Here is a 10,868-nt window from a genome sequence, read left to right as displayed (position 1 = left end):
TTTTACGCGGGCACGCCCAGAATCACGCTCGACGCCTTGAAGATCGCCGTCACCGCGCTGCCAATGACTATCCCCATCTCGCTGGCGCTCTGGTTGGTGACGATGGCGGCGATCGTGCCGCCGCCCGGCAAATCGAGCACCACTTCCGTGTTCACCGCGCCGGTCTGCACGCGCGTGACGCTGCCGGCCAGCTGGTTGCGCGCCGACAAGCGCGCGCCTGCCATCTCCGTCACCAGGATGATCGAGGAGGCCTTGATCAGCGCGAACGCTTCCACGCCCGGCGCCAGGCCCAGGCTTTCGCTGCTGCCCTGGGTGATGACGGCCACGATTTGCTGGCCGCCCGGCAGTTCCAGGATCACTTCGTCATTGACCGCGCCCGTCTTGAGTGCCGCCACCTTGCCCAGGAATTGATTGCGTGCCGTGGTTTTCATGGCCATTCTCCGTATCAGTAACAGGTCGTCGGCGATGCCCTCGGCCTGGCTGCCCAACTGGCGCAGGTAACGGGCGTGCTCGATCTCGATAATGCGGAAATTGTCGACCAGCTGGCGTCCCCGCTGCGTCAATCGGGTGCCACCGCCGCCCTTGCCACCCGTCAGGCGTTCCACCAGCGGCTCGCCGGCCAGGTTGTTCATCGCGTCGATCGCGTCCCAGGCGGCCTTGTAGCTCATCTTCACCAGCTTGGCCGCCTGCGTAATCGAGCCGCATTCGGCGATCGCGCCCAGCAATTCCACGCGCCCGGCGCCACCCAGGTGTTCACCACCCACCGTCATCCAGACCGAGCCTTGCAAGCCGATTTCTGCCTTATCCAATTTTCACCTCGTGCAGGGTTTCCTGCTGTTTGTCGACCTGCCCGTCGCGCAGGGTCAGCACATGCTCGCCCAGGATGCGCGCGTCTTCCGGATCGTGCGTGATCAGGATCATCGGCACGCCCAGTCGCTCCTGCCACTGGCTCAGTTCTTTCCGCATTGTGACACGCAGCGCCGGATCGAGCGCGGCAAACGGTTCGTCGAGCAGCAGCGCGGCCGGATCCGACACCAGTGCCCTTGCCAGCGCCACTCTCTGGCGCTGGCCGCCGGACAACTCGTCGGGATACTGGTGCGCCAGTTCCTGCAGATGAAACGCGTCGAGCCAGTGCTCGACCTTCTGCAATTTTTCACGCGCGCGCGGATTGAACCAGCCGCGCGCCAGGCCAAAGCCCACGTTCTGGCGTACCGTCAGATGCGGAAACAGCGCATAGTCCTGGAACAGGTAGGCGACATTGCGCTGCTGCGGCGCCAGGTTGATGCCGGCCCCGGAGTCGAACAAGGTACGGCCATTGAGGCGGATATGGCCGGCGTCCGGGGTGAACAGGCCTGCAATCGCTTTCAGGGTCATGCTCTTGCCGGCCCCGGACGGGCCATACATGGCGATGCGCTGGCTGGTTGACGTGCACTGCACCTGCAGCTCGAAGCTGCGTTTGCCGGAGCGCAAGGTGGCGCGGATGTCGAGGTCGAGTTGCATGGCTTTTACTTGTGAACGATGCGGCCCGGCGCCAGCTTGCCGGCGGCCAGCAGCACCACGATGCAGACCACCGAGGTGATCAGCACCAATGTATTGGCGACCTCGTCCTGGCCCGCCTGCACCGCTTCATATACGGCCACCGACAGCGTCTGCGTCTTGCCGGGGATGCTGCCGGCCACCATCAGGGTCGCGCCAAATTCGCCGAGTGCGCGCACGAAACCGAGCAGCACGCCGGCCAGGATGCCGCGCCAGGCCAGCGGCAGGGTGACGCGAAAGAAAATCGCGACTTCGGAAATGCCGAGCACGCGCGCCGCCTGTTCCAGCTGGCCATCGACCGCCTCGAAGGCGGCGCGCGCCGGCTTGAATACCAGCGGAAAGGCAACGATGGTGGCGGCGATCACGGCGCCCTGCCACGTGAAGATCAGGTTGATGCCGAAGTGTTCCTGCAGCCAGATGCCGAGCGTGCCGCGCCGGCCCAGCAGCACCAGCAGGTAATAGCCCAGCACCGTGGGCGGCATCACCATCGGCAACGTCAATATGGCGTCGAGCAGGTCGCGCCCGCGAAAGCGCGTGCGCGCCAGCAGATAGCCGGTACCGATGCCCAGCAACAAATTGAGCGCCGTGGCCCATGCCGCCACTTTCAGCGACAGGGCCAGCGCGGTCCAGGCAATATCCATCCAGGGCAATCAGCTTATGGCTTCTTGAAACCGTATTTGGCGAGGATGGCCTGCGCCGGCGCCGTTTGCAGGTAGCTGACAAAACGCTTGGCTTCGGCCGCGTTGGCGCTGCCCTTGATGGTGGCGATCGGGTACAGCACCGGCGCTTCCAGCGGTACCTCGTACACCACTTTCACCTTGTCCTTCATGATGGCCGCGTCGGTAGCATAGACAAAGCCCGCATCGACTTCGCCACGCGCCACGTAATCGAGCGACTGGCGCACGTTCTGCGTGCTGATGGCCTTGGCCTGCACGCCGTCCCACAGATTCGCCTTTTTCAGCGCGCCTTCCGAATAGCGGCCCACCGGCACGCTGGCCGGGTTGGCGATCGCCACGCGCGTCACGCTTTTCTGCGTCAGATCATTGAGGTTTTTGATGGCCAGCTTGCTGTCGGACGGCACGATCAGCACCAGGCTGTTGCTGACGAAATTCTGGCGGTCGGCTGGCAGCACCAGGCCTTCCTTTTGCGCCGTGTCCATGGTTTCCTGATCGGCCGAGGCAAACACGTCGACTGGCGCACCCTTGACGATCTGCTGCAGCAGCACGCCCGAGGCGGCAAAGTTGAGCGAGACCTTGCTGCCCGGATACTGCGCCTCATAGCCTTGCACCGCATCCTTGAAGGCATTGGTCAGGCTGGCGGCGGCCGACACCACCACTTCGCCAGCCATGGCGGAGCTGGCGGCGGTCGCAAGCAGAGCGGTGCCCAGCAGGCGGGCAAGAGAGGTCAGGCGCATCGTCATATCCTTAACATTGAGCAATCAACAGAAGCGTAATATACACGGATATATAACGTTGTGCCACGGCACGGATCAAGCAGGCAGCCACCAGCCTTCCCTGATATACTGTATATATACACAGTATAGCGGAGCGCACCATGGAACTGACGGACAAGCTGGAAATCCTGGCCGATGCGGCCAAGTACGACGCGTCCTGCGCCAGCAGCGGTGCGCCCAAGCGCCACTCGATCGGCAAGGACGGCTTTGGCGCCACCTCGGGCATGGGCATCTGCCACAGCTATACGCCGGACGGACGCTGCGTCTCGCTGCTGAAAATCCTGCTGACCAATTATTGCCTGTACGACTGCCAGTACTGCGTCAACCGCCGCACCTCGAACGTGCCGCGCGCCCGCTTCACGGTAGCCGAAGTGGTCAAGCTCACGGCCGACTTTTACCTGCGCAACTATATCGACGGCCTGTTCCTCAGTTCCGGCATCATCCAGTCGGCCGATTACACGATGGAGCAGCTGGTGCAGGTGGCGCGCGAACTGCGCGAGGTGCACCAGTTCCGCGGCTATATCCACCTGAAAACCATTCCCGATGCCGACCCGGCCCTGATTGCCGCCGCCGGCCGCTATGCCGACCGCCTCAGCGTCAATATCGAACTGCCGACGCAGGACAGCGTGCAAAAGCTGGCGCCCGAAAAAAGCGTGCACACCATCAAGCTGGCGATGGGCTCGATCCGCCGCAAGCTCGATGAAAAGGCGGAAGAGCCCAAGTCGCCCCGTTTCGCGCCGGCCGGCCAGAGCACGCAGATGATCGTCGGCGCCGACGCCAGCGACGACCAGCAGATCCTCAATACGGCCGAGACCCTGTACGGCAGTTACAAGCTCAAGCGCGTGTATTACTCCGCCTTCAGCCCGATCCCCGACAGCCCGAAAAGCGTGCCGCTGGCGCCGCCGCCGATGCTGCGCGAACACCGCTTGTACCAGGCCGACTTTTTGCTGCGCAGCTACGGCTTCCAGGCCAGCGAACTGCTGCCGGCCAGCGGCGGCAACCTGGCGCTCGATATCGACCCGAAGCTGGCCTGGGCGCTGGCGCACCGCGAGCATTTTCCGATGGACCTGAACCGCGCCGCGCTGCACATGATCGCGCGCGTGCCTGGCATCGGCCTGCGCAACGCGCAGCGCATCGTCGACCTGCGCCGCCTGCGCCAGGTGCGCTACGCCGACCTGTCGCGCCTGCGCTGCAGCATGAAAAAGATTTCGCCCTTTATCATCACGGCCGACTACTTTCCCGCGCGCGACACCACCACCTCCGAAAACCTGCGCCGCGCCATGACGGAAGCGCCGCAGCAGATGAACCTGTGGCCGGAGCTGCAGGCGGCATGAACGAGGTGGTGCGCCTGGTGCAGTCGTTCGGCGAGTGGCGCGCGGCCGCGCGCGACCTGATCGCGCGTGGCGTGCCGCCCGCCTCGGTGCAATGGCAATCGACAGCGGGCGACGGCGACCTGTTTTCCATCGCGCCCGCTGCGCCCGATCCGGCACCAGGCAACGCCCCCATGCTGCGCCTGCCGCGCTCCCTGGTGGAGTTGCTGGAAAGTGCCGCCTGCTTCAATGTGATCGATCGCTGGGCATTTTTATACCAGGTATTGTGGCGCTGGCAGCAGGGCCAGCACGATGTGATCTCGCCCGCCGATGCCGACGGCTCACGCCTGCACGGCATGGCCAAGGCGGTGCGCCGCGAAGAGCACGACATGCACGCCTATGTGCGTTTTCGGGAGCGCGAGGAAGCGCAGGGCGCGCCGCGCTTCGTGGCCTGGTTCGAACCGGTGCACGACGTGCTGCCGCAAGTGGCGCGCCACTTCGCGCGCCGCATGGGCCCCATCAGCTGGATGATCGCCACGCCGGGCGCCACCATGATGTGGGACGGCGAGACGCTGCACGCCGGTCCGGCCCTGATGCGCGGCGCGGCCGATATCGACGACGCCGGCGAAGCGCTGTGGCTGACCTACTACCGCAGCATCTTCAACCCGGCGCGCCTGAACGCCGACCTGCTGCGCAGCCATATCCCGTCGCGCTTCTGGAAAAACCTGCCGGAAGGCGCCATCGTGCCGGCCATGGTCAGCAGCGCCGCCAACGGCGAACGCCGCACGGGCCAGACCGCCACCGTCGGCCAGCGCAGCGGCGCAGCGATCATCCCGATCTCCGCCGAACGGGCCCAGCCCGTGCGCGAGGTTGCCACCACGCTGGACCAGTGCCGCCGCTGCGACCTGTGGAAAAGCGCCACCCAGGCCGTGCCTGGCGTGGGTCCACAGCAGGCAAAAATCATGCTGGTCGGCGAACAGCCGGGCGACCAGGAAGACCTGGCCGGCTTGCCGTTTGTGGGACCGGCCGGCGCGGTGCTGGAACGGGCCATGCTGGAAGCGGGCGTGGCGCGCGACAACATTTATCTGACCAACGCCGTCAAGCATTTCAAGTGGGAACCGCGCGGCAAACGCCGCCTGCACAAGACGCCTGCCCAGCGCGAAATCGCCGCCTGCCACGACTGGCTGGAACAGGAACTGGCCAGCGTCAAACCGCAGGTGATCGTCGCGCTGGGCAGCACGGCCTTGAAGTCGGTCCTGCAGGATGGCGCGGCCACCATGACGCCGCTGATCGGCACGCCGGTGCAACACGACGGGCGCTGGGTAGTGACCGTGTATCACCCCTCGTATGTGCTGCGCGCGCCCGATGAAGAGAACAAGCGGCAGGCGTACCGGGTGATCGTCGATGGATTGCGGCAGGCTTTGCAATTGATAAATGGCGGATCATTTGCCGGTAACGTGGCTGCTACCTGAATCTGGTCTTCCACGATGGGCATGCCCATCGCTATCGCGTCTAACCATGCAGGAAAGCGCGTGGCGGAATCATATATGGCGCCGGTAAAATCGGCGCCATCGACCAGCGCGAGCGCCAGGTTGGTACCCTGCAATTGCGTGGCGCCACCAAGCTTGTCCTGGCTCAGATTTGCCCCTCTCAGATCCGCACCAGACAAATCCGCCGTCACGATGTGGATGCCGCGTATGCCATCCATTTCCCCTGAATAACCTTTACGGTATTGTGGCCGGTAGTTCTTTCTGCTCGTCGCGTCTGGCATACCGCTGCGCAATCACCGCGCACACCATCAATTGAATCTGGTGAAACAGCATCAGCGGCAAAATCACCATGCCCAGCGAGCGGGTCGAGAACAACACCTTGGCCATCGGCACGCCGCTGGCCAGGCTTTTCTTGGAGCCGCAAAACACGATGGCGATTTCGTCTTCCTTGGAAAAACCCAGGCGGCGGCTGACAAAGGTGGAGATGCCCAGCACCAGCGCCAGCAGCAGCACGCTGATCAGGCCCAGCGCGACCAGCGTCTCGACCGACAAGGTATGCCAGATGCCTTCGTTGACCGCCTCGCTGAAGGCCGTGTACACCACCAGCAAAATCGAGCACTGGTCGACGTATTTCAAGGTGGCTTTATGGCGGTCGACCCAGCGGCCGATCCAGCGGCGCAGGAACTGGCCGGCCAAAAACGGCAGCAGCAGCTGCATCACGATCGACAGTACGGCATCCACCGACGACTTGCTTTCCGCGCCTTTCGCCACCAGCAAACCGACCAGGATCGGGGCGAGGAAGATGCCGATAAAGTTCGAGGCCGAGGCGCTGCAGATGGCGGCCGGCACATTGCCGCGCGCCATGGCCGTCATGGCGATCGACGACTGCACGGTCGATGGCAGGGCGCACAGGAACAGGATGCCCATATACAGGTCGGGCGACAGAAAGGTCAGGGCCAGCGGACGCAGCGCCAGGCCCAGGATCGGAAACAAAATAAAGGTGCTGGCCAGCACCAGCAGGTGCAGGCGCCAGTGCAGGGCGCCGGCCACCACGGCTTCGCGCGACAGCTTGGCGCCATGCAGGAAAAACAGCAGCCCGATGGCAGCGGTGGTGACATGGCCGAATACCACGGCGGTGGTGCCGCTGCACGGCAGCAGGCTGGCCAGCGCCACGGTGACCAGCAGGGCGATCGTAAAATTATCGGGTTTCAGATTGCGCAGCAGGGCGCCGGGAGAGAGAGAAGACATGCGTGGACCTGGTTGCGGCGCAACGATAGCGCCAGTGCCAGGTATTCTACCTGCTTGCCTGGCGGCATGCCCGGAAGCGACATGCCGCCCTGGCCACTTACACGATGCCGCTGCTGCTCGCGCCTGCCTTCGGTGGACGCGCCACGCCGCGCGCTTCGCGGTAGCCGCTGCTGCGATAGCAGGCGACCGGGTCGATGGCCGCGCCCGAACGCAGGCGCGCCATGGCGAGGATGGCGCTGACATCGGTGCGGAACGCCTGTTTCAGCGCCTGCGCCGAGGCATGTACGTCATTGCTTTCCTGCAGCTGGCGCAGGCCGGCGCGGTCGACCAGCGCCGACTGGATAAACGCACGCTGCACCTCGACGGCGCTGCTCATCAGGCTTTCGATCGGGTCGGTCACATTGTGCGACTGGTCCAGCATGTAGGCGGGGTTGAAGGTGCGGCCTTCGCGCTCGGCCGCATCGGCCAGTTCGTTGAAGACCAGGAACAGCTGGAACGGATTGATGCTGCCCGAATCAAGATCGTCGTCGCCGTATTTGCTGTCGTTGAAGTGGAAGCCGCCCAGTTTGCCGAACTGCGCCAGGCGTGCAACGATCATCTCGATATTTGTGTTCGGCGCATGGTGGCCCAGGTCGACCAGGCATTTGGCTTTCGGCCCCAAGGTGGTGGCGCAGGCAAAGCTGGTGCCCCAGTCGGCGATGGTGGTGGCGTAAAACGCCGGCTCGAACAGTTTATGTTCGATGAAAATATTCCAGTCGGCGGGCAGGGCGCCGTAGATGTCGCGCATGCTGTCCAGGTAGCGCTCGAGCGCGCCGCGCAGATTGTGCTGGCCCGGGAAGTTGGCGCCGTCGCCAACCCATACCGTCAGCGCTTTCGAGCCCAGCGCGCGGCCCAGTTCGATGCACTCGATATTGTGCTCGACTGCCTGCGCGCGCACCGCCGCACTTTGCGAGGTCAGGCTGCCGTGCTTGTAGGTGTGCGCCTGGCCCAGCTGGTCTTGAAACGTGTTGGAGTTGACGGCGTCAAAGCCCAGGCCGTAGCCTTCGGCGACTTCGCGCAGGGCGGCCGTGTCGCTGACCTTGTCCCATGGAAAATGCGGCGAGACGGCTGGCGTAGCCTGCGTCAGCTGATGGATGACGGCGCAGTCTTCCAGCTTTTCAAAGATGTTGCGCGGCTCGCCCACGCCTGGAAAGCGGGCAAAGCGGGTGCCGCCGGTGCCGGCGCCCCAGGTGGGCACGGCCACGGCAAAGGTCTGCGCCAGCGCCGTCAGTTTTTCAATGTCCTGGCCGCGCCGCTCCAGCACGCCGGCCAGCGCCGCATAGTCGGCGTCGAGGTTGGATTGCAGCCTGGCATTGTGCTCGGCCACCAGGCCGGTATCGATCATGGTGTTCATGGTTTGTCTCCTTGTGCGCAGCACGGCGCGTTGGCCGGCTGCGTCATGTTTTTATGAGTGTTGATTATCGTGTAAATGCGGCCGCATTGCCGGCGTCGACATTGATGATATTGCCGGTGCTCTTGGCGGCTTTTTCGCTGGACAGGAAATACACGGCTTCGGCGATGTCTTCCGGCAGCACGCTGCGTTTCAACATGCTGCGCTGGCGGTAGAATTCCTCGATATCGTCCGAATCGATCTTGTTCGAGGCGGCCCGCTCTTCCTTCCACTTGCCGTCCCAGATGCGCGAGCCGCGGATCACGGCGTCGGGGTTGACCACATTGACACGGATGCCGTGCGGCGCGCCTTCCAGCGCCAGGCAGCGCGCCAGGTGAATCTCGGCCGCCTTGGCGGTGCAGTAGGCCGAGGCGCCACCGGACGCCACCAGGCCGTTCTTGCTGGCCACATATACCATGCTGCCACCCAACTGCTGCTGCTTCATGATGCGGAAGGCGGCGCGGCTGACCAGGAAATAGCCGGTGACCAGGATCGACTGGTTGCGTTCCCACATTTCCAGCGTGGTGTCTTCCACTGGCGCGGACGAGGCGATGCCCGCGTTCGACACCAGCAGGTCGACGCCGCCGAAGCGCAGCGCGGCCGCGTTCAGGATGGACTCGACTTCATGCTCGGCCGTGATATTGGCGCGCACCGTGGCGATATTGTCGCGGCCCGCCACCTTCAGCAGATTCTGCTCGGCCTCTTCCAGCGCGCCGCCGTCGATATCGGTCAGCATCACGCAGGCGCCTTCCTGCAGCAGCTGGCGCGCCACGGCCTGGCCGATGCCGCCGGCGCCGCCCGTCACCAGCGCGATGCGGCCAGCCAGGCTTTTCGGTTTCGGCATGCGCTGCAGCTTGGCTTCTTCAAGCAGCCAGTATTCGATATCGAACGCTTCCTGTTCCGGCAGGCCCACATAGGTATCGACGCCATTGGCGCCGCGCATCACGTTGATCGCGTTGACATAGAACTCGCCGGCGATGCGCGCGGTGGCCTTGTCCTTGGCGAACGACAGCATGCCGACGCCGGGGATCAGATAGATGATCGGATTGGCGTCGCGCACGGCCGGGCTATTGTCGTGCTTGCAGCGCGTGTAGTAGGCGAGGTAGTCGGCGCGGTAGGCGGCCAGCGCCTCGTCGAGGCCCGCCACCAGCCGATCAAAATCGGGGCTGGCGGGATCAAAATCGATCACGAACGGACGGATCTTGGTGCGCAGGAAGTGATCGGGGCAGGAAGTGCCGAGCGCGGCCAGCGGCAGCAGGTCATTGCTGCACACAAAATCGAGCACATTGGCGCTGTCGTCGAAGTGGCCCAGTTTGTATTCGTCCTGGCTGATCTTGCCGCGCAGCAGAGGCATCAGGCGCTGTGCCAGCGCCGCGCGTTCCTCGGCCGGCAGCGGCGCGACCCTGGCGCCGCCAAACGCCGGCTGCTTCGTGTTGGCGGCCAGCCAGTCTTCGGCGCGCTTGATGATGGCCAGCGTGACTTCATAGCAGGACTTGGCCGTATCGCCCCAGGTAAACAGGCCGTGGCCTTCCAGGATAATGCCCTTCAGGTTCGGCTGCGCCTGCGACACGGCTTCCAGCTTCAGGCCCAGGTCGTAGCCGGGGCGCTGCCATGGCAGCCAGCCCAGTTCGCCTTCAAAAATCTTTTGCGTGAGCGCGCGGCTGTTGGCGCAGGCGGCAATCGCGATCACCGCATCCGGGTGCATATGGTCGACATGCTTGCGCGCGATATACGCGTGCAATGGGGTGTCGATACTGGCCGCGCGCGGGTTCAGGTTGAAGGTGCAGTGGGGCAGGTAGGCCACCATCTCGTCTTCCAGCGCCAGGCCGCGATAGCGGCCTTTCAACGCGTTCAGCTTGTCCATGTACAAGGTGGAAAAACCGTCGAGCTTGATGCTGCCCAGGTCGCCGCCCGAGCCTTTCACCCACAGCACTTCGGCCTGCTCGCCCGTCAGCGGATCGGTCATCATGATCTTGGCAGAGGTATTGCCGCCGCCAAAATTGGTGATGCGCATGTCGGAGCCGAGCAGGTTCGAGCGGTACAGCAGCAGCTCCGGCTCGCTCAGGGTGGCGGCGTGCGCGTCATCCCACAGCGAAGCCATGGGCGCGGGCGATTGGGTGTCCATCGTGGCGGTCATACAGTGTCTCCATTATTGGTTATGTGTGCGGGTGCCATGACCGCATCTGTGTGCGGAGCAGCTGGCGGCAGCAGCGCTCAGTAGAAATCAGCGGCCAAGCCGTGTCAATCAAGCAGCGATCAAAACCGTGAGAGAAACGCAAATAATCATCATGTTGATTGGAAGCCCGCTCAGCCATTTGCGCGATCAGCAAATAATCACGATGTTGATTGATTGATTGTTGACATGGACTGCTCAACTGCTTAGGCTGGCTCACCGATAAAGA

At 63.9% G+C, this 10,868-nt stretch carries 9 protein-coding genes and 1 pseudogene; 2 read left to right on the top strand and 8 right to left on the bottom strand.

Annotation, left to right across the window (positions count from 1 at the left end; all coding sequences use genetic code 11):
- Nucleotides 1–2 precede the first annotated feature (2 nt).
- Genes RTQ46_RS08665 through modA form a run of 4 tightly spaced genes read right to left on the bottom strand, consistent with a single transcriptional unit; the run spans nucleotide 3 to nucleotide 2,950 of the window.
- Entirely contained in the window at nucleotides 3–770 is a 768-nt protein-coding gene (locus RTQ46_RS08665; protein WP_312435999.1) for a TOBE domain-containing protein, read from the bottom strand.
- Between the two features lie 31 nt (nucleotides 771–801).
- Complete coding sequence (locus tag RTQ46_RS08660) at nucleotides 802–1,500, bottom strand: ATP-binding cassette domain-containing protein (protein ID WP_312435906.1); 699 nt, start codon at nucleotides 1,498–1,500, stop codon at nucleotides 802–804.
- A 5-nt stretch (nucleotides 1,501–1,505) separates the two neighbouring features.
- Nucleotides 1,506–2,177, bottom strand: a complete 672-nt coding sequence (gene modB / locus RTQ46_RS08655) for a molybdate ABC transporter permease subunit (protein ID WP_312435904.1) — start codon at nucleotides 2,175–2,177, stop codon at nucleotides 1,506–1,508.
- 14 nt (nucleotides 2,178–2,191) lie between these two features.
- Nucleotides 2,192–2,950 carry a molybdate ABC transporter substrate-binding protein gene (gene modA / locus RTQ46_RS08650; protein ID WP_312435903.1) on the bottom strand — a complete coding sequence of 253 codons (759 nt, stop codon included), beginning with the start codon at nucleotides 2,948–2,950 and terminating at the stop codon, nucleotides 2,192–2,194.
- A gap of 140 nt (nucleotides 2,951–3,090) precedes the next feature.
- Between modA and RTQ46_RS08645 the strand changes: the two genes are divergently transcribed.
- Both RTQ46_RS08645 and RTQ46_RS08640 read left to right on the top strand, forming a co-directional pair.
- Entirely contained in the window at nucleotides 3,091–4,323 is a 1,233-nt protein-coding gene (locus tag RTQ46_RS08645) for a putative DNA modification/repair radical SAM protein (RefSeq protein WP_312435901.1), read from the top strand.
- Nucleotides 4,320–5,771 carry a UdgX family uracil-DNA binding protein gene (locus RTQ46_RS08640; protein WP_409518312.1) on the top strand — a complete coding sequence of 484 codons (1,452 nt, stop codon included), beginning with the start codon at nucleotides 4,320–4,322 and terminating at the stop codon, nucleotides 5,769–5,771. The genes RTQ46_RS08645 and RTQ46_RS08640 overlap by 4 nt, the downstream gene beginning before the upstream one ends.
- A 158-nt stretch (nucleotides 5,772–5,929) precedes the next feature.
- Here the strand turns inward: RTQ46_RS08640 and RTQ46_RS27115 are convergent.
- The 4 genes and pseudogenes from RTQ46_RS27115 to RTQ46_RS08625 all read right to left on the bottom strand — a co-directional run.
- Nucleotides 5,930–6,007: pseudogene (locus RTQ46_RS27115) on the bottom strand (pentapeptide repeat-containing protein); the annotation flags it as partial.
- Nucleotides 6,008–6,023: 16 nt separating this feature from the next.
- Nucleotides 6,024–7,037, bottom strand: coding sequence for a bile acid:sodium symporter family protein (locus tag RTQ46_RS08635; protein ID WP_312435898.1), 1,014 nt, complete (start codon nucleotides 7,035–7,037; stop codon nucleotides 6,024–6,026).
- Nucleotides 7,038–7,134: 97 nt separating this feature from the next.
- On the bottom strand, nucleotides 7,135–8,430 hold the full coding sequence (gene rhaI / locus RTQ46_RS08630; RefSeq protein ID WP_312435896.1) for an L-rhamnose catabolism isomerase: 1,296 nt from the start codon (nucleotides 8,428–8,430) through the stop codon (nucleotides 7,135–7,137).
- 64 nt (nucleotides 8,431–8,494) lie between these two features.
- Complete coding sequence (locus tag RTQ46_RS08625) at nucleotides 8,495–10,603, bottom strand: bifunctional rhamnulose-1-phosphate aldolase/short-chain dehydrogenase (RefSeq protein ID WP_312435894.1); 2,109 nt, start codon at nucleotides 10,601–10,603, stop codon at nucleotides 8,495–8,497.
- Nucleotides 10,604–10,868: the final 265 nt, after the last annotated feature.

The organism is Janthinobacterium sp., from assembly GCF_031995485.1.
Lineage (GTDB): Bacteria > Pseudomonadota > Gammaproteobacteria > Burkholderiales > Burkholderiaceae_D > Janthinobacterium.
This window is presented reverse-complemented; position numbering and strand designations above follow the sequence as displayed.

Coding starts and splice junctions, on each gene's coding strand:
- RTQ46_RS08625 (WP_312435894.1), bottom strand. CDS start 10,603: ATGACCGCCACGATGGACACCCAATCGCCCGCGCCCATGGCTTCGCTG.
- RTQ46_RS08635 (WP_312435898.1), bottom strand. CDS start 7,037: ATGTCTTCTCTCTCTCCCGGCGCCCTGCTGCGCAATCTGAAACCCGAT.
- rhaI (WP_312435896.1), bottom strand. CDS start 8,430: ATGAACACCATGATCGATACCGGCCTGGTGGCCGAGCACAATGCCAGG.
- RTQ46_RS08645 (WP_312435901.1), top strand. CDS start 3,091: ATGGAACTGACGGACAAGCTGGAAATCCTGGCCGATGCGGCCAAGTAC.
- modA (WP_312435903.1), bottom strand. CDS start 2,950: ATGCGCCTGACCTCTCTTGCCCGCCTGCTGGGCACCGCTCTGCTTGCG.
- RTQ46_RS08665 (WP_312435999.1), bottom strand. CDS start 770: ATGACGGTGGGTGGTGAACACCTGGGTGGCGCCGGGCGCGTGGAATTG.
- RTQ46_RS08640 (WP_409518312.1), top strand. CDS start 4,320: ATGAACGAGGTGGTGCGCCTGGTGCAGTCGTTCGGCGAGTGGCGCGCG.
- modB (WP_312435904.1), bottom strand. CDS start 2,177: ATGGATATTGCCTGGACCGCGCTGGCCCTGTCGCTGAAAGTGGCGGCA.
- RTQ46_RS08660 (WP_312435906.1), bottom strand. CDS start 1,500: ATGCAACTCGACCTCGACATCCGCGCCACCTTGCGCTCCGGCAAACGC.